At 46.1% G+C, this 18,095-nt stretch carries 16 protein-coding genes; 12 read left to right on the plus strand and 4 right to left on the minus strand.

Going from position 1 to position 18,095, the window contains the following annotated elements; genetic code table 11:
* The first annotated feature begins 40 nt into the window (after positions 1 to 40).
* The 8 genes from AC0YNT_RS07010 to AC0YNT_RS07045 all read left to right on the plus strand — a co-directional run bounded on the left by AC0YNT_RS07010 (position 41) and on the right by AC0YNT_RS07045 (position 5,280).
* Positions 41 to 829, plus strand: coding sequence for a class I SAM-dependent methyltransferase (locus AC0YNT_RS07010; protein WP_475803907.1), 789 nt, complete (start codon positions 41 to 43; stop codon positions 827 to 829).
* A gap of 66 nt (positions 830 to 895) precedes the next feature.
* Positions 896 to 2,011: a nucleotidyltransferase domain-containing protein gene (locus AC0YNT_RS07015; protein WP_475803908.1), complete on the plus strand. Its 1,116-nt coding sequence runs from the start codon at positions 896 to 898 to the stop codon at positions 2,009 to 2,011.
* A 14-nt stretch (positions 2,012 to 2,025) separates the two neighbouring features.
* Positions 2,026 to 2,469 carry an NUDIX domain-containing protein gene (locus AC0YNT_RS07020; RefSeq protein WP_475803909.1) on the plus strand — a complete coding sequence of 148 codons (444 nt, stop codon included), beginning with the start codon at positions 2,026 to 2,028 and terminating at the stop codon, positions 2,467 to 2,469.
* A gap of 35 nt (positions 2,470 to 2,504) precedes the next feature.
* Complete coding sequence (locus AC0YNT_RS07025; RefSeq protein ID WP_475803910.1) at positions 2,505 to 3,056, plus strand: GNAT family N-acetyltransferase; 552 nt, start codon at positions 2,505 to 2,507, stop codon at positions 3,054 to 3,056.
* 78 nt (positions 3,057 to 3,134) lie between these two features.
* Complete coding sequence (locus tag AC0YNT_RS07030) at positions 3,135 to 3,605, plus strand: pentapeptide repeat-containing protein (RefSeq protein ID WP_475803911.1); 471 nt, start codon at positions 3,135 to 3,137, stop codon at positions 3,603 to 3,605.
* 12 nt (positions 3,606 to 3,617) lie between these two features.
* Positions 3,618 to 4,079, plus strand: coding sequence for a VOC family protein (locus AC0YNT_RS07035; RefSeq protein ID WP_475803912.1), 462 nt, complete (start codon positions 3,618 to 3,620; stop codon positions 4,077 to 4,079).
* Between the two features lie 22 nt (positions 4,080 to 4,101).
* Complete coding sequence (locus tag AC0YNT_RS07040) at positions 4,102 to 4,449, plus strand: VOC family protein (protein ID WP_475803913.1); 348 nt, start codon at positions 4,102 to 4,104, stop codon at positions 4,447 to 4,449.
* A 477-nt stretch (positions 4,450 to 4,926) separates the two neighbouring features.
* Positions 4,927 to 5,280 carry a glyoxalase superfamily protein gene (locus AC0YNT_RS07045; RefSeq protein WP_475804089.1) on the plus strand — a complete coding sequence of 118 codons (354 nt, stop codon included), beginning with the start codon at positions 4,927 to 4,929 and terminating at the stop codon, positions 5,278 to 5,280.
* A 58-nt stretch (positions 5,281 to 5,338) separates the two neighbouring features.
* On the opposite strand, the gene AC0YNT_RS07050 is transcribed toward AC0YNT_RS07045, so the two are convergent.
* The 3 genes from AC0YNT_RS07050 to AC0YNT_RS07060 are packed head-to-tail and all read right to left on the minus strand — an operon-like array spanning position 5,339 to position 7,041.
* Positions 5,339 to 6,172 (minus strand): DUF4097 family beta strand repeat-containing protein, encoded by an 834-nt coding sequence (locus AC0YNT_RS07050; protein ID WP_475803914.1) that lies wholly within the window; start codon positions 6,170 to 6,172, stop codon positions 5,339 to 5,341.
* The gene (locus AC0YNT_RS07055) at positions 6,165 to 6,725 is read right to left on the minus strand and encodes an HAAS signaling domain-containing protein (RefSeq protein WP_475803915.1); all 561 of its coding nucleotides are present in this window, start codon (positions 6,723 to 6,725) and stop codon (positions 6,165 to 6,167) included. Before AC0YNT_RS07055 ends, AC0YNT_RS07050 begins: the two co-directional genes overlap by 8 nt.
* Positions 6,718 to 7,041: a PadR family transcriptional regulator gene (locus AC0YNT_RS07060; RefSeq protein ID WP_475803916.1), complete on the minus strand. Its 324-nt coding sequence runs from the start codon at positions 7,039 to 7,041 to the stop codon at positions 6,718 to 6,720. The genes AC0YNT_RS07055 and AC0YNT_RS07060 overlap by 8 nt, the downstream gene beginning before the upstream one ends.
* A 245-nt stretch (positions 7,042 to 7,286) precedes the next feature.
* On the opposite strand from AC0YNT_RS07060, the gene AC0YNT_RS07065 reads away from it, so the two are divergent.
* The gene (locus AC0YNT_RS07065) at positions 7,287 to 9,401 is read left to right on the plus strand and encodes a WG repeat-containing protein (protein ID WP_475803917.1); all 2,115 of its coding nucleotides are present in this window, start codon (positions 7,287 to 7,289) and stop codon (positions 9,399 to 9,401) included.
* Here the strand turns inward: AC0YNT_RS07065 and AC0YNT_RS07070 are convergent.
* A complete protein-coding gene (locus AC0YNT_RS07070) occupies positions 9,398 to 9,724 on the minus strand; it encodes a DUF5658 family protein (protein WP_475803918.1) in 327 nt (108 codons plus the stop codon). The genes AC0YNT_RS07065 and AC0YNT_RS07070 overlap by 4 nt on opposite strands.
* A gap of 203 nt (positions 9,725 to 9,927) precedes the next feature.
* On the opposite strand from AC0YNT_RS07070, the gene AC0YNT_RS07075 reads away from it, so the two are divergent.
* The 3 genes from AC0YNT_RS07075 to AC0YNT_RS07085 are packed head-to-tail and all read left to right on the plus strand — an operon-like array spanning position 9,928 to position 18,011.
* Positions 9,928 to 14,337 carry a DEAD/DEAH box helicase gene (locus AC0YNT_RS07075; protein ID WP_475803919.1) on the plus strand — a complete coding sequence of 1,470 codons (4,410 nt, stop codon included), beginning with the start codon at positions 9,928 to 9,930 and terminating at the stop codon, positions 14,335 to 14,337.
* A 37-nt stretch (positions 14,338 to 14,374) separates the two neighbouring features.
* Positions 14,375 to 16,147: an ABC transporter ATP-binding protein gene (locus tag AC0YNT_RS07080; protein ID WP_475803920.1), complete on the plus strand. Its 1,773-nt coding sequence runs from the start codon at positions 14,375 to 14,377 to the stop codon at positions 16,145 to 16,147.
* Positions 16,134 to 18,011 (plus strand): ABC transporter ATP-binding protein, encoded by a 1,878-nt coding sequence (locus AC0YNT_RS07085; RefSeq protein WP_475803921.1) that lies wholly within the window; start codon positions 16,134 to 16,136, stop codon positions 18,009 to 18,011. Before AC0YNT_RS07080 ends, AC0YNT_RS07085 begins: the two co-directional genes overlap by 14 nt.
* Positions 18,012 to 18,095 lie beyond the last annotated feature (84 nt).

Raw genomic sequence — 18,095 nt, forward strand, 5'->3', positions numbered from 1 at the left:
GAAGGAATAGAGTTTAATATGCAGGAAGGAGAATGTGCTTATGAGCAGCTTGGACATCATCAAAGACAGCTGGAACGAATGGTCAGATACCTGGTATCTGAAATATCGAACAGAGGAAGCGATAGCGAAGATTATAGCATCACCTGCGTCTGCTTTTCATCCTACGACTTATGCCATGATTAACCCCGATTTAATTGGTAAACGTGTGTTGGTTCCTTCAAGTGGAGATAACCATGCTGTCTTTGCCTTTCATCTGATGGGGGCAAAAGTCACCTCCTGCGACATAGCAGAGAAGCAATTAGTAAACGCTTCAAATATTGCAAAGAAACATGGCTGGGATATTGAGTTTCTATGTGAGGATACGATGCAATTGTCTCAGGTGAAAAGCGATGAATATGATTTCGTTTATACATCAAATGGCGTTCATGTATGGATTAATGACTTAGCTTCTATGTACAGCAATATTTATAGAGTGTTGAAGAACAATGGGACATATCTCATGTATGATATTCATCCATTCATGCGGCCATTTGGGATTAAGGCGAAAGAAGCAATTACTGTCCAGAAGCCGTATGATCAAACGGGTCCATTTGGAGACGTTCCTACCTTCAAATGGCGTGTACAGGATATTATGAATGCAATGATAGCTTCTAATTTAAATATCAAGCATATAGAAGAAATGTATGCTGAAAATGGTTGGTTCTGGGTGGATGAATCAACGGATGAAGGAAAGCTTTTGACCGAAGAAGAGGTTGCAAGCTACACCGATTGGCGTATCAATCCTTCGGCTGCTATCCCACAATGGTTGTCAATCAAGGCAGTGAAATAGAGACTAATACAAGTCGCATTAGAAAGGTTCTAGTGCGACTTTGTTTTGATGAAAAGGAGGATTTATATGTTTAATGTTTTTGAAGTTGCGGATACATTAGTGGAGCACATTAAATCCAACTTTCCAGAAGAGATTGCGATTATCGGTTATTACGGTTCTTATGCACAAGGAACGGCGACAGAGCGGTCGGACCTGGATTTCTTTTTCATTCCTGCAAGTTCAGATGGTTATCGCCACAGTGTGCAATTTATCGTGGATAACATCTGCTTTGACTTTTGGCCGATTAGCTGGGAGCGGGCTGAAAAGATGGCTGCCTTTGAAGAATTAAATGTGTCCATTATTGCAGATTGCAAATTATTATACGTTCGTTCGGACGAAGACCGGAATCGCTTCATGAAATTGCGAGAGCAAATCGCAGCCGCGCCATCGCAAGGAATGGCATTTCTTAATAAAGCTGAAGCCCAACTGAAAGATGCTTGTGTCCATCTGAGTAACATGATGAGGGTTCATACCGAGGACAAGTTAACTCAATTCCGTCATGAAGCAAGGGAGATACTTGTTTGCGTGCTGAACAGTGTTTCCTTAATCAATCGGACTTATTTTACAAAAGGCTGGGGTAAGAATACGCAGCAAATGAGAGAGTTTGTACATAAACCGGATCAGCTCGAGGAGTTGATGCAGACCATTATGCAATCTGGTTCATGTACTGTAATCGTTGAATCCTGCGAACAGTTAATTCAGAACACTTCGAGATTGTTGACTCAGCAGAAGGAATCATATGTCGATGGTCCCAACTATTCGGATCGAATGAAGGGCTTTTACGAAGAGATCAAAGGGATATTCGATAAAGTATTAACGGCTTGTGAAAGGAACGATTACACTTCAGCCTATTTTTGGGGAATAGGTGTGCAGGCAGAGATAGCACGTACTCTCTATTTTTCGGAAAAGGGATATTGGCCAATTTCTATTTATTCAGACTTAGAATATATGGATGTTTATAAAAAGTTGGGATTTCCTGACCTAGCCGCACTTCTTGATCCTAGTGACTTACAACCACTCTTCGAAGCTGTAGAACGTTTGGATACCTTGCTAGAGGAGCATCTAAGACAGCATGGTGTTGCTATTAATCGATTCCGAGATGTAGCAGAATTTAAACAGTATCTCAATTCATTCATCGTGTAGAGGAGTATGAGACTATGCTCAAATCACTGTTTGGAGTTTTGCCAACGGATAAACGTATTGCAGGAATTCATAGCATACCTGTTACAGATGAGGGATCAATCGTTATGGTTTGGGATAAATACGAGAAGAACCTGACAACGGTTGGAGGCAGACTGGAGAGTGGGGAGAAGCTTGATGAAGCACTTGACCGCGAGACAGTTGAAGAAGCGGGACTGCTGCTAGAGGCGGAGCGGTTTCCTATTGCCGCATGGTATTGGGAGAGCACAGATACGTATACCGTATTTGTAATCGCGAAGGTGAAACGGTATGTAGAGATGCCGGAAGGCTTCGAGACGACGGGCAGAGTGACGATGAATATCGAAACGGCTCAGCAGCTGGTTTATAAGCTCGAAGGCGAAGGGCTGCGGACAGAACTGCTAGAGATTGTAGAGCATGAGCTTAGAAGTGAATGGAAGTAAATCATAAGAAAAAATAGAAATAAGCAGGAGGTCACATGATTAATAACTATATTTGGGCAGGCAAGAAAGTTAGGCTGCGGCCGGTACAGCCTTCAGACTGGGACAAGTTTCATTATAATGATATGGATTCAGAAAATGCCAGACTATGTGATGAGATACATTTTCCGCGATCAGAAGAAGGGACGAGACAGTGGGCGGAGCATCAAGCTGCGAATACCTATGATGGGGATAATGTTTTCCTCGCAATCGAGACATTAGACGGCACTCACATTGGAAGTATATGTACAAATAACTGTAATCCGAGACACGGGACGTTCAAATACGGAGTATCCATCTTCCGTGAGCATTGGCGTAATGGCTATGCCACCGATGCGGTCATGATCATACTGAAATATTACTTTGAAGAATTACGATATCACAAAGTTAATGCTCATGTTTATGCTTTTAACGATGGATCTATTGCTCTACAGGAGCATCTTGGCTTTGTCCAGGAAGGCAAACTTCGGAACATGATTTATACGATGGGTAAGCAGCATGATGAATATATTTATGGCCTCACAAAGCTTGAATATGAGAAGTTAAAGTAATGGTTAATAAAGGTAAAGGCCGAAGGCTTGTAGAAGATATAGAGGCAGCTTAAATTTGTAATTCGAAGGAGATAGGTCATGAGCTTAAAGATTGAGCCTTTGGATTTGCATCAAGCGGATATATCAGGATCGAAATGGCAGGAAGTTAAGGCGGAGGAGCTCGATATTGATAATGTCAGCTTGGCCAAGACGAGAATTAATAACGTAAACATGCATGCAATGAATTTGAATAATGTAAATATGAGTGAGATTACAATCTCGGATGCGAATTTGACAGGTGTCAGCATTAAAAGCGCTAACTTAAGCCACGCCGTTATTAACTATGTTAATCTATTTGGAACAGAATTTCATAATGTTATTCTTCCAATGGAAGGGGATAGACTTCACAAACCTGACGGGCAATATAAGCCAATAAGTTTCCATAATTGCATTTTACCTTATACTCAATTCAATGGTTGTGATCTGTCCAATGTGGAGTTAACAGACTGTGACATCACGGGCCTTAGAATCAATGGGATCTTAATTTCTGACTTAATCAAAGAGAAATAAAAGGAGGAACTTATGAGCGAACAGGTGATTGCGCAGAAAGAAAAATCTAGAATTACTTTGGGAAAAGCGATCCAAGTTCGCCTAGTGTCTGACCTTGAAAGATCACAGGAGTATTACCGTGACTGCCTTGGATTTTCAGTGGACGGTTGGGGCCATGCCGAGCGTGATGAAGTGTGCTTTATTCTTCAGCAAGCAGTATCGTTGGACGATGTTAGGCCAAATGCTAATTCAGCTAGACGTACGAATTATCCAACAGAATGGGAAGGTCCAGATCGTGGCTGGGATACCTTCCTGCATATCGGATGGGATGAAATAGATATGCTAGTCGATGAAATACGCGCAAAAGGCGCTGTTATCGGACCTGAAGATTTCGAAGGGTCACATGGCGGCTGGGAATTCAAGAATGTTCATATCCTTGATCCTGATGGCTACAATATTGTTCTTGGCGCGATGCGTAAAGTAAACAACGATTAGCTCAAACTAAAGGAGAAAAGTGATGAATCCCATTTCCAATAAAATTAATGGAGTCTTTATTCCCGTCAGCGACATTGAAAATGCCCGGGATTGGTATTCTGACATTTTAGGCCTGCCGGCAAATGGTGAATTGTTTTTTGGTCACATCTATGTTTTGCCAATGGAAGGACCCGATATTGTATTGGACAGCAAGATTTACTCTCCGGAGAATGTATATACGGTGCCAGCTTTTCAATTTCATACGGATGATATTGATAAGGCCTATGCCTATATGAAAACGAAGAATGTAGAATTAGTTACAGGAATTGAAAATGGTCATTGGTTTAATTTTAAAGATCCTGATGGCAATCTGCTAATGGTTTGCAAGTAGGGTATTTGAAATAAATCTGGCTGCTATTTGCAGCCAGATTTATTTATTACGTGATGTAATAGGGGAGAAGAAATGAATAGGTTTTACATTGCTTCCAGTTTCAAAAATATAGAGCAGGTCCGTTTAGTTGCTAAAAGGCTGCAAACTTTAGGTTTTATATTGACCTATGATTGGACCTTAAACTCTGAAATCGATTCACTATCCCAACTCCGTGATTTCGGAAAGGATGAGGTGAGTGCTATAGCCGATGCAGATATCGTAATAGTTTTGATGCCTGCAGGCAAAGGAAGTCACGTAGAATTGGGACTTGCCTTAGGATATAGAAAGAAAATCTATCTGTATTCGCCAACAGAGGAAGTTAATGATCTAATCACGACAAGTACCTTTTATCAATTGGAAGAAGTCATTCAATGTATTGGCACAATAGAGGACTTAATAGAAACGGTCACAAAAAAGCAGGAGGCTACTTGCACGGAGATTAAGCAACTTGTACCGATCCTTCGTATATTTGATGAGGGAAAGGCGAAAGAGTTTTACTTGGACTTTCTTGGGTTTACGCTGGATTGGGAGAATCGATTCGAACCGGGCACGCCGTTGTATATGCAGATCTCCAAAGGTCATGTAAGGCTGCATTTAAGTGAGCATTATGGCGATTCTAGTCCTGGTACAACTATACGGATCGAAATGACGGGAATTAGTGAGCTGCATAAGGAACTGATGGAAAAGAAATATAAATACGCAAGACCTGGTCTCGAGAAGACACCATGGGAGAGTGTAGAGTGCAAAATTAATGATCCATTTGGTAATCGGATATTGTTTTGTGAATTCTAATGAAATAAAGAAATACCTATGAAAGAAAGCCGCCCCAGATGGGACGGCTTTCTTTCGTTTATTGTTTTTCCACCGTTATACTGCCATTATCGGCGGTTAGCTTAACGACTGTTTTACCTTCTCCAATAACAGTATCCTCTTTATACTTGTCGAAGAGATTAACTCTTCCGTTGTCTACATGAGTGAGAAAGGATACGTCAGTTGGTTTGGTCTCGGTTTGTATTAAAATTCTTCCATTGTCTGTTTCAAGCGTGATATTCTGATTAATTTCTTTCGTCAGCACTGTAATGGTACCGTTATTTGTATTCCCATTCAGCACTCCTGTTACATGGTCCAGTGTAATTCTTCCGTTATCAGCTCTGACTTGTACCGTTTGTGATGCCGTATCTGTTAATTCAATATGTCCATTATCTGTTGTTGCCTGTATTGAATTGACAGCAAGCTTCTGAGCCGAGAAATAGCCATTATTATTAACGATTGTTAACTCGTTGTATTGCTTTTCTGGCAGATAAATCTTAAGGTTTAACCTGTACTCATGAAAATTTAAGTTATACCATTTGTTTTGATCGTCATCCAAACTGATAAACAAGGTTGAGTCTACTACATTTGCAGTGAGTTTCGGTGATAAGTTCGCTGTTGTTTTACCGCTCAATTGAATGTCAACATTCGGATCGGCAGTTGGCAATATCTCAATACGGGAATTGTCTGAGTTAATTGTTACGCCTGAGTTGTCTGAATTAATATGGATGGCTTTAACTTGAGAGCCATTAATGGTCTTATGTTCGGAGACCTCTTTAAATTCATTAGCAGATTGGTAAGTGATCAGGCTTCCAACAAGGCCAATTACCAATAATGCTGCGGCGATAGCAGATAGTTTTTTCTTATTAGTCATGTTTCAACCCGCCTTTTACTAAAGAAACATTATATTTCAGATAACTAATCGATGCATTTTTCGCAAGCTTAGTAACGTACAGCATCCCCATCCCAAGGAAGATGCCTAAGCCGCAGGTGGCAAGGGAGAAGAAGAGATCAAATAGTAAAAACGTGCTTGGATGCACTACCGCATTAACGATGACAAGAAGAGGAGAGACTCCTAGTGCCAAGGCGGCAGCCCATCCGGCAACGATGACTCCAGCGACTCCAACTGCAGGACCAAGTACAATAACGAGGTTGAAGAAGCTTAGTCCAATGACAGCCCAAGTTGCCCGAATAATGCTGCCAGCAGACGAGCTTACTGTCGCTCGTTTTACATGATAGTTGGCAAGCAGCTCTTTGGCGATCTGGGAAGGTGAACCTAGTGCATTTGCAATTTCTTCTTCTGATTTCCCTGCCTCTATTGCGAACATAAAATGTTCCTCGTAATCGTGTAGAACATCCGCACGCTCAGCTGCGGGAATTCCTTTCAACTCGTGCTCCAATTGCTGTAAAAATATATGTTTATTCATTGTTCACACCTTCCTTTATCAATTGATTCACGCCACTGGCAAACTCATTCCATTCGGTAATAAGCTCATATAGATAGGTTCTTCCTTTGTCTGTAAGCCTATAGTATTTTCGCGATGGACCTTCTGTGGACTCTTGCAGATAAGTGGTGAAATATTCCTCATTCGTTAAACGGCGGAGGATGGGATAGATGGAGCCTTCGGAGATTTCAATCTGACTGGATATTTTTTGGACTAACTCGTATCCATAGCGGTCTTTCTTGTCTAGCATAACAAGTACACACAGCTCTAGAACTCCTTTTTTAAATTGAACATTCAAATCGTAAGCACCTCGTTTGGTTATTGGCTTTAGTACTATATATTGAACAGTACCTGTTTATGAATATTGATTCGTTGAATACAATATACCATCCAGTACTATTTATTGCAAGGTACCGTGTGATAAATGGGCAAATATGTATGACATAGTCCATGCCCGGTTAACTTCATGTCATATTCCCCCTTATTTCCTGCATACGAATAGTGAGTTGATGTATAGCACTGGGAAAGGGGACTTGGGCGCAAATGGACTGGATAAATGATCAGATTATTCGATTGGCACAATCTTCGCTGCCTCATGGTGCGGAGCTTGTCATGATGGATCATCCTTCGAATGAATATGCCATCTATCCGCAGGATTTGAGCGGAGATGGCGTTCCAGAGCTCACGGTTATCTATCGCTGGGAAAATGAGCTTTATGTTCACATTTTACAATACCGTCATATTGGTTGGATGATTGCGGCAGCGGCAAAAGGGGAAGGTTATGGCGTTGCAGAGCTGACAGCAGCTCCCGTTACAACTCGGATGGTTAATAATCTTATTATTAATTGGCGTACCGGGGAAGAGCAGACAAAAAGAGCCGTCTATGAATGGAGTCCACTTGGCTTCCGTAATGTTGTACCTGACGATCAAGAACTGGAGACAAGGGCAATATCGCTTTATCCGGGATCGGAGAAAACAACCAGCGGAACAAAATGGGGATACATTAATGGAATTGGGACGATGGCTATTCCTGTCCGTTTTAACTACGCGGAGGATTTCCAGACAAATGGGCTTGCCATTGTACAAGTGGATAATGGAAGCGGGTTAATTAATACGACTGGGGCATATTTTGTTAGGCCGAAATACAGCTATATTGCTCCTTTCTCAGAAGGAAGAGCAGTTGTGATCGACGAGAAGGGTCATTATCGACTAATGAATGATTCAGGTGATATTCTCACGAGCAAAGATTACTCCTATATGGCCGATATACATGACGGCAGAGCAATGGTCAACAACCAGCAGGCAGATGGTAAAACGATGTACGGTTATATTGACCGTTCTGGTAAAGAAGTGATTCCACTTCGTTATGAGGATGCCAGCGACTTTGCTAACCACCGCGCTATCGTGAAGGTAAAAGATAATCAATATGCCTTGATTCGTCATGACGGGTCGACTGAGGCGGAATATCATTTTCCATTCGTTGGGGTGCTTGGAGATGGATTATTGCCTTTCCAGCAGACGGTTAATGGGAAATACGGATATATCAATGAGAAGGGCAATGTGCGGATTCAACCGGCATATTCCACCGCTTTTCCTTTCCAGAACGGGCGTGCGATTGTGAATAACGCGGCTGATTTTGGCTCGGAATACGGCTTGATTGATACGAGAGGTAATGTCGTTATTCAAACCATCTACAACGATATTCAAGCTTTAGGCCAGCAGCGTTACGCAGTTGGAAAAGCGATCGACCCGGACCAGCCGTTCCTCGGATCGATGTATGCGATATTTGATGCGGACGGTAAACGGCTGACTGAGTTTGTTTATATGAATGTCATGGAATACAAGAGAGGACTCGCTTCTGCCAGTAACGGTAAAACAACCTTCTTCATTAATACAAGCGGTAACCCTGCTCCTGGCTATCCACAATTTGAGGGAAGCGGCACGCTAAAGCTGGAGGATGATCTCATACAGGTCAATATTGACCAACGTATTAAATACGCGGCTCGTAATGGGCGCATTGTATGGGAACCTAACACGGTGATTCCGCTTCGTCTTCCTTATTACGTGAGGGAGCATAAGTATAAACCAAACAAGGATTATGTCGTCTATTATCCTGCGGTTGAAGGAATTCCTGATCATGCCGCGCAGGAACGGGTGAACGAAACACTTAAAGTGCTGTCCCAAGTGAAGCCGATTCCAGGAGATGAGCAGCTTGGTTATACGTATTCGGGAGATTTTGACGTCACCTTCTTCAAGAAGAACCTGCTTGAAATCGAGATGACAGGATACAATTATCCTGCCGGGGCAGCGCATGGCATGCCAACTCAGGTGTATTCACATATCAATGTCTCGAATGGTGCGATGTATGCCTTGAAGGACTTGTTTAAGCCGGGCAGTAATTATGTAAAAGTACTCAGTGATATTGTAGGCGAACAAATTAAAACAGATCCACAGTATGACTATGTTTTCCCGGATACGTATAAGGGGATAAAGCCGGATCAGCCGTTCTTCGTTACGCAGGATGCGCTGCATTTGTATTTTCAGCCTTATGATATTGGCCCTTACGCTGCGGGATTCCCGACGTTTAAGATACCGTTCGAAGAGATTAAGAGCATCATTGATGAGCGGGGCGACTTCTGGCGAGCGTTCCACCCTTAATAGGCTTGAATGAGGGCTAGTGTGACCCATAACAAATGATACAAGTTCACGAATAAGTACAGCAGGAATAAAACGACAGCTGAGAAATGCATCCATTGACGGCTTTTCAATTGAGGAAAGAGCAGGAGAAAGAGAAGCGGCAGGATCAGCTTAATGCCATAATAAGCAGTGAAATGCCAATCATAAAGCCAAGAAACGAATGGATTCATCTCGGTAATGAGATTTAATCGAATACCAATATCGGTAAAGACAGCGTCGGTAAGGCTGAAAAAGAAGAGCCACATGAGCATGGCACGCATCGGCAGCCGATGGATGACAGACATTCCAACACATCCCGTTCTTGTAAATAATGTTATATAGCAATGATACATTTTGTATCTGATCAAAGCAAGCAAGCGCATGGAGATTCCCTTCCTATAGGGGATTTCGATGCGCTGTTTTTCATTTTGGCGCTGACTAAGTTGTGCTGGTATAATAAGGTGGTAAAAGAAATGTATTAGACACTACTCGGATGGAGCTGAGAAACGTGCAAAGCTCGCCATTATCTTCCTTTCATCCATCGCTTGCGGAATGGTTCGGAGCTAAATTTGGGGATCCGACCGATGTGCAAAAACAAGCATGGAAAGCGATTGCAGCAGGCGAAAATACGCTGATTGCCGCTCCAACGGGGTCGGGCAAAACATTGGCGGCTGTCCTTCCATGCCTTGATGCGATCGCACGAATAAAAGCACAGAAGCATGAGGCCGGAGTTCGGCTTATTTATATTACGCCACTGAAAGCATTAAACAACGATATTCACGATCATCTGGTTGCCTTTATCGAGCAGATCGACAAGCATGCGGCTTCATCGGATAGCAGCTGGCCAGGTCTTCGCAGCGGGGTCCGAACAGGGGATACGACTAACTCAGTTCGATCCACTATGTATCGGAAGCCGCCGGATATTCTGGTCACGACGCCGGAGTCACTCTATATTCTGCTGACCTCCGAGAAGGGAAGGCAGATGCTGAATACGGTCTCCTTCGCCATCATTGATGAGATTCATGATCTGGCAGCAGATAAAAGAGGATCTCATCTTTCTTTATCACTGGAACGGCTGGAGTTATGGTGCGGCCGGCGTATACAACGGATCGGCGTATCGGCAACGCAAAAGCCATTGGAGCGGGTAGCGCGGTTTCTAGGCGGCTGGCAGGAAGCGCCTGCTGGCGCTGAGGAGCAAACAGCAGAACAAGGAGACTTAGAGCTGTTCCGTCATCCGCTTGGGTACCATCCGCGTCCGGTGACAATTGTGGAGAGCCATATGGTTAAAAAGCTTGAAGTCACTTTAACGATGCCTGATCAATCGCAGCCCATGCAGACTCGTGATGCGGTCTGGCTGCCGATTCTGGACAGGCTCTTTGCGCTGATGACCGATTGCCGTTCGGTCATTATCTTCGTCAACAGCCGCCGCCTGTGTGAGCGGCTATGCCTTCGGCTGAACGACCATGCCGGCTATGAGATGGCGAGGTCGCATCATGGCAGCATTGCGAAGGAGCGCAGGCTGGAGGTCGAGCGGATGCTGAAGGCAGGCGAGCTTCGCTGCATCGTGGCCACCTCCTCGCTGGAGCTTGGCATCGATGTTGGGCATATCGAGCTGGTTATTCAGCTCGATTCGCCGATTGAAGCCGCATCCGGCATTCAGCGGATCGGCAGGGCAGGGCATGCCGTCGGCAGCGCCAGCCGCGGCGCCCTTGTTGCCCGGCAGCGAGGCGTGCTGCCGGAAATGGCTGTGCTCGGCAAGCAAATTGCCGAGCGTGACATTGAGCCGATCCGGATCCCAAGGGATCGGCTTGATGTCCTATCGCAGCAGACGATTTCTATCGTCGCTGCGGAGGACATGGCCGTGGGCGATCTGCATCGGCTGATCGCCCGTAGTGACAGCTACCGCAGCTTCCCGATTGGGCGGCTGCGCGGTATGCTCCAGGTGCTGGCGGGCTTTTACCCCTTTGCCAGGCCGCGGCTGGATTGGAACCGCGATACGGATACGCTCGTGAAGCGGAAGAACACGATGATTGGCGCGCTTACTGGCGCAGGAACGATACCCTCCAGCTCGGCTTATCCGGTACATCATGTGGATAGCCGCGTCCATCTTGGGGAGCTGGATGAAGAGTTCGTTCAAGAGAGCCGGGTTGGCGATGTGTTCCAGCTTGGCATGAACGGCTGGATGATACGCCGGATTGATAAGGATCGGGTGTACGTATCTGAGGCGGGTAATCGCTTTAGCGAGATACCGTTTTGGCGTAATGAAGGACTTGGACGTTCCTATTCCCTTGGGAAGAAGGTTGGAGCGTTTATTGCTGAGATCGAGCGGCGTTTGCTTCAAGGGGAAGATGACAAGCTTCTGGCTTGGATCACCGAGAACTACCAGATGGATGACTACACTGGTGAGCAGCTGTTGTCCCTTATTCGTTCCCAGCAAGCTATCTGTGATCTGCCGACGGATAAGCGGATTGTGATCGAGACTTACCGGGATCTCATGAACCAGACCCATGTTATTATGCATAATCCGTTTGGCAGGAGACTTAATCGAACGTGGCTGCTCGCTATCGAGCGGCAATTCGAGCTGCTTCTTCCATACCGGCTGTACGGCAATGCGAAGGATAACGGCATTGAGTTCGTCCTGCCAGAATGGGATTCCTCCTGGCTGCAGACGATCTGGCAGGTTACTCCTTCTAATGTAGAGGCACTGTTGACTGAAGCGATTACCGGGTCACCGCTGCTAGCCATTGCATTCCGGCATATTGCAGAGACTTCGCTGCTGTTATCACGCAGCTTCGGAAGGACGCCTCTGTGGCAGAAAAGACTGCGGAGTGAAGAGCTGCTTCGTGAAGCACTTCCGTATGCTGAGCATTTCCCTTATTTGACGGAAGCGATGAAGGAATGTCTGCATGATTATTTGTCGCTTGAGGATCTTCGCTCGCTATTAACTTCTATTCAAAATGATGAGATAGAAGTTGTGGTTAAGGAGACGGAATATCCTTCGCCGATGGCAACGCAGTTTCTTGCTGATTATGTAAATATGCGGATCTATGAAGGTGATGGACTTGATCCCGCCATTCAGATGCAGCTTATGAATGTAAGCAAGGATTTGGCTGGCCGATTGTTTGGTGAAATGCGTAACTCTATTCCTCAGCAAGTGCTGGAAGCAGAGCGGCAAAGACTGTCGGAGCCGGAGCTTGAGGTGCGCGAAGCTCGAGATGTCGTAAGCCTGCTGAAACGACGTGGTGATTTGGCCGCGGATGAGCTTATTCAATTGGCTGGAACAGAAGCTTTGCAATGGGCGGAGCAGCTTCAGCGAGATGGTGAACTTATAAGCTACTTGCCCTCTGAGGATATGCCTCAGGAGGAGCAGCGGTGGATTTGCAGGGACGAGCAGGAGATCTATTCGAGCTTCCCTGCTACCGATGAAGCTTCGGCTTTCATTATTCGCCGGTTTGCTGACAATCGAATCTCATTTACCGAAATGGAGCTGTGTGAACGGTATCCAAAGCTGACGCTTGCAGAGGCGAGAAGGCTCGTCGATAAGCTGCGAGAAGAAGGCAGCTTGGAGCAGGCGCCATTCGCTGCTTCTCCTGAGGAGCGGATCTGGTCGAGCCGCCGCGCTGCAGAGCGTATGATCCGCTTGTCCATAGGCGAAGCACGCAAGCAGGTGCAGCCTGCATCGCCTATAAGATGGTGCGTTCAGATTGCCCTTCGCCAGCATGCTCTGCAGGGGGCTCAGCTTCGCGGAAGCGAGGGATTAAGGCTTGTGATCGAGCGGCTTCAGGGGATTTATTTGCCGTTATCCCATTGGGAATCCATTATTTTCCCTTCTCGTGTCGCGGATTACAGGAAGGAAGAACTGGATTTGCTCTGCGCAGCTGGTGAGGTGTTGTGGCTTGGCAAAAAGCAGCCGGAGGAGAAGGAGGGAAAGGTCGCTTTCTTCCTTACAGGCAGCCGTTCGATCTATGAACCCTATTTGGCAGAAAGTAGTGAGAAAACGTCTTCACATCCCGAACTGCTGGACATGCTGCAGCGCAGCGGGGCCAGCTTCTTGACACGCCTTGCAAGGGAAACAGGACAACTTCCTACTGAATTGTTATCAAGCTTGCTTGATCTGGCTTGGGAGGGGCAGGCATCCAATGACCAATTTGCGCCGCTTCGATTGTTAACCTTGAAGAAAGGCAAGGATTGGGCTAAGACAGGCTCAGGTCTAGGAAGATGGTATCGGGCCGCAAGCTTGATCGAAGATTTGCCGCTGCAAGAGGTTCCTGCTCCCGGGAATCACAATGCAGATCCACCGGAAATGTACTGGATTCGTCACTTACTGGATACGTACGGAATCGTTACCAAAGAGCTCGCTTCATCGGTTACTCCGTACAGCTGGGATCGCCTCCAGCCCGTACTGCGCAGACTGGAGGAGTGGGGGACACTGACCCGGGGCTTATTTATCGAAGGTGCGGTTACGATGCAGTTTACAACACCGGATATGGCCGATGCTATTCGCAAGCCGCTTCCTGCAGGAGCTAGCAGCAATACGGCTCTCACCTTGCTCTCGGCTGTTGATCCAGCGAATCCGTTTGGCCTCATGATGGAATGGCCGGAGTGTCAAGGCTGTACGTTTGCACGCAAACCGGGACATTTTCTTATTATTCGCGGAGATCAGTGGCTATATTGGATTGAAAACAACGGGAAACGAATCCATTCCATACAGCCGAACGATTCGGACGCCCTCCCTGCTGCAGATGAGTTGAAGTTCATCTTTAAAACACTGCTGCACAGACAGCATCTCACTAAGATAGTGGTTGAACAATGGAACGGCGAAGCCGTTACATTAACCCAAGAAGGTGCGCTGCTGAAGGAAATAGGAGCGGAAAGTGATAAAAAGTCTCTGGTCCTATGGCAAAGTCAATTGAAATAGAAGCAGTCGAACTAGTCAGACGAAAGGGGATCTTCACGTGCGGCATATGATGAAATATGTCAAAAAATACGGACTGCTGTTCATCGTTTCCGTATTGTTAGTCAGCATCGAAGCGCTTGGTGATTTGCTGCAGCCGACCATGATGTCCCATATCGTGGACGAAGGTGTAGCTAATAAACAGATGGATACGGTGCTGCGATTTGGCGGCTGGATGCTGCTTATAACACTTGGAGGCGCGCTTGCGGCCTCTGGCCGCAATATCGTTTCAAGTATCGTGTCCCAGCGTTTTGGTGCGGAGCTGCGCCAAGATTTATTCGAGAAAATACAAGGGCTCAGCTTTGAAAGTGTGGATCGTTATGACCGCGCTTCACTCGTAACAAGACTGACGAATGATGTGACGCAAGTGCAGAACTTCGTCAACGGCATGATGCGTATTTTCGTCAAAGCACCTATGCTCTGTATCGGAGGGTTTGTTATGGCCTTCCGCTTAAATCCTTATTTGTCCATTGTTCTAATGATTGTTATTCCAATTGTCGGTTTAATGATTGTGCTGAATATGAAGGTTGGACTGCCATTATTTCTTAAGGTACAGAACGCTCTTGACCGGCTTAACGGTGTAATGCGCGAATATTTGTCAGGCGTAAGGGTGGTCAAAGCGTTTAATCGGTTTGATCTGGAAATCGGCAAATTTAATGGCATCAACAAACAATATGAATCCCGTGCGATATCCGCTCAGCGGGTGATGGCGGTATTCAGCCCAGGCGTAACGCTGACGATGAATATCGGGATTGTGGCGGTTATCTGGCTGGGAGGCATTCGAGTCAATAGTGGTCACACGCAAGTGGGACATATTATCGCGTTCGTTAACTATATGACACAAATCTTATTCTCGCTGACGACAATGACGATGATCTTCAACATGTTTGTACGGGCAAAGGCATCGACAGGCCGTATCGTAGAAGTGCTTGCTGAAGTTAATACGATGGAAAATCATTCGACGCCAACGCCAACGCCAATGCAGTCAATGCAGTCAAAGCAGTCAAAGCAAGGTAAAGGAGCTATTGAATTTGACAATGTCAGCTTTTCTTATGAAGGGCCGGATGGAGAGCCTGTTCTCAAATCCATTAGTTTTACCTGCCAGTCTGGTGAGACATTAGCCATCATTGGTTCAACAGGTTCAGGTAAAAGCACATTGGTGAACTTGATTCCGCGTTTTTATGATGTTACGGAAGGCTCTGTGAAAATAAACGGCATTAGCATTCGCGATTTGGACACGCATGAGCTTAGGGAGAAGATTGGGATCGTACCGCAAAAGTCTATTTTGTTCACAGGTCCCGTCATCGATAATCTCCGAATTGGTAAACAAGATGCTTCCGTAGATGAGGTAGTTGAAGCGGCCAAAATGGCTTCCGCACATTCCTTCATTTCTGAATTGCCAGAGCAGTACAATACGTTGATCGGCCAAGGCGGCGTAAACTTCTCAGGCGGACAGAAGCAGAGGATCTCGATAGCGAGAGCCCTTATTCGTAAGCCGGAGATTCTCATTTTGGACGATTGTACAAGTGCACTGGACAGCGCAACAGAGGCATCTATCAAACGTGCGATTAATGAATACGCCAAAGATGTCACTTGTCTATTGATCGCTCAGCGGATCTCGTCTGTGAAGGATGCCAATACCATCCTTGTTATGGATGACGGAGAGATTGTAGGCATGGGAAGCCACGACAGTCTGCTGCAGACCTGTCATGTCTACCAAGAAATTTATCGCTCTCAAATCGGCAAGGAGGTGGACAATCATGCCTCAGCCTAATTCAAATCCAGCAGGTAATGGCGGCGGAGCTCCACGTCAGGAAGTAAACGTCCCACCGATGGCTGGACGGCCAGGCGGGCCAGGTGGTCCTGGGTTCGGAGGACGCGGAGGACCTAAGCAAAAACCAAAAAATTTCAAAGGCACCTTGTTTCGGCTATGGGGTTATCTAAGCGGCGAACGCAAACAGCTGGGTATCGTATTTGGTTTCATCCTTATTGATTCGGCTATTATGCTATTAGGTCCATATCTGATTGGTGTAGCGGTTAATGCAATGGTAGGTGGAGATAACGCAGTTGATTTCAAGCTGCTGCATATCGTTCTCATCGCATTGGCAGCCGCTTATGTGGCAGATGCTTCCTTGTCCTTCCTGCAAGGATGGATGATGGCAGGCATCTCCCAGCGGATTGTTAGTCGGCTTCGCCAAACCTTATTCCAGAAGCTGCAGCGACTGCCGCTTGTCTATTTTGACACCCGAAGGCATGGGGAACTGATGAGCCGGCTGTCCAATGACATCGATAACGTCAGTACTTCCGTCTCACAGACAGCTGCGCAGCTCATGAGCGGTTCTATCGCGTTACTTGGCTCACTCATTATGATGCTTGTGCTTAGTCCGCTGCTGACGCTTGCCAGCCTGATAACGGTGCCTCTCGTATTTTTACTCGCTAAGACGATTACGAAACGTACGAGTGCGTTATTTAAGAACCAACAGGCTCAGCTTGGCCGGCTGAATGGTCAAATTGAAGAGACCATTACGGGGTTTCAGGTCGTAAAAGCATTTAACTATGAGGAGCCGTCCATTGCAGATTTCCGCAAGGATAATGATGAGCTGTGCAAAGTAAGTACGAAGGCTCAAATCTGGTCGGGCTTTATGATGCCGCTGCTCAGCGTAATTAGTAATATCGGATTTGCTGCGGTGGCGATCGTAGGTGGTGTAATGGCGGTAAAAGGAATGATTACGGTTGGTGTTATTGCCAGCTTCCTCAGTTACTCCCGCCAATTTGTCCGCCCTATGATGGACCTGGCGAATACTTATAACGTTCTGCAGTCGGGGATCGCAGGGGCTGAACGGGTATTTGAAGTATTGGATGAGAAAGAGGAAGTCGAAGATCGCCCTCATGCAGTCGAGTTAACCAATCCGAAGGGTGAAGTTGTTTTCGAGAATGTTCAGTTTGGTTATCGCAGTGATGTGCAAATCCTGAAAGGGATCAGCTTCAAAGCAGAGGCTGGCAGCAGCACAGCTCTCGTTGGACCAACAGGAGCGGGGAAAACGACGGTCATCAACATGCTCAGCCGTTTTTATGATGTGACGGGAGGACGTATCTTGATTGATGGCCGTGATATCCGGGATTATACAAGAGATAGTCTTCGCCGAAGCTTCGGAATTGTGCTGCAGGATACGTATTTATTTTCAGGCACAGTGAAAGAGAACTTGAAGTACGGCAATCCGAATGCAACAGATGAGGAAGTCCGCAGAGCAGCACGCACGGCGGGAGCAGAAGGCTTCATTCGCCGCTTGCCGCAGCAATACGATACACCTCTGACGGAAAATGGGGGGAATCTAAGCCAAGGACAGCGTCAACTGCTCGCCATCGCAAGAGCGATCCTGGCGGAGCCGTCGATCCTGATTCTGGATGAAGCAACAAGCAGTATCGATACCCGTACAGAGCTTCGGATTCAGGCAGCTATGCTGCAAATGATGGAAGGGCGTACAAGCTTCATTATTGCGCACAGACTGTCCACGATTCAGAATGCCGACACGATTCTTGTCATCGACAAGGGAACCATTGCAGAGCAGGGTTCGCATCATGAATTGATGGAGAAGGAAGGCATTTATTATGGTATGCACCGGAATTTAACGGTATAGGAGAAGAGCAGGACCAACTTAGTTGGAGTGGTCCTGTTCTTTTTTTTGCTATCCTATCACTCTACCGTCATTATTCTATCATTT

This window comes from Paenibacillus sp. J22R56 (genome assembly GCF_056269375.1).

Excerpts from the sequence above, each read along its gene's own strand:
- AC0YNT_RS07010 (WP_475803907.1), top strand. The coding sequence starts at position 41 with ATGAGCAGCTTGGACATCATCAAAGACAGCTGGAACGAATGGTCAGAT.
- AC0YNT_RS07015 (WP_475803908.1), top strand. The coding sequence starts at position 896 with ATGTTTAATGTTTTTGAAGTTGCGGATACATTAGTGGAGCACATTAAA.
- AC0YNT_RS07020 (WP_475803909.1), top strand. The coding sequence starts at position 2,026 with ATGCTCAAATCACTGTTTGGAGTTTTGCCAACGGATAAACGTATTGCA.
- AC0YNT_RS07025 (WP_475803910.1), top strand. The coding sequence starts at position 2,505 with ATGATTAATAACTATATTTGGGCAGGCAAGAAAGTTAGGCTGCGGCCG.
- AC0YNT_RS07030 (WP_475803911.1), top strand. The coding sequence starts at position 3,135 with ATGAGCTTAAAGATTGAGCCTTTGGATTTGCATCAAGCGGATATATCA.
- AC0YNT_RS07035 (WP_475803912.1), top strand. The coding sequence starts at position 3,618 with ATGAGCGAACAGGTGATTGCGCAGAAAGAAAAATCTAGAATTACTTTG.
- AC0YNT_RS07040 (WP_475803913.1), top strand. The coding sequence starts at position 4,102 with ATGAATCCCATTTCCAATAAAATTAATGGAGTCTTTATTCCCGTCAGC.
- AC0YNT_RS07050 (WP_475803914.1), bottom strand. The coding sequence starts at position 6,172 with ATGACTAATAAGAAAAAACTATCTGCTATCGCCGCAGCATTATTGGTA.
- AC0YNT_RS07055 (WP_475803915.1), bottom strand. The coding sequence starts at position 6,725 with ATGAATAAACATATATTTTTACAGCAATTGGAGCACGAGTTGAAAGGA.
- AC0YNT_RS07065 (WP_475803917.1), top strand. The coding sequence starts at position 7,287 with ATGGACTGGATAAATGATCAGATTATTCGATTGGCACAATCTTCGCTG.
- AC0YNT_RS07070 (WP_475803918.1), bottom strand. The coding sequence starts at position 9,724 with ATGTCTGTCATCCATCGGCTGCCGATGCGTGCCATGCTCATGTGGCTC.
- AC0YNT_RS07085 (WP_475803921.1), top strand. The coding sequence starts at position 16,134 with ATGCCTCAGCCTAATTCAAATCCAGCAGGTAATGGCGGCGGAGCTCCA.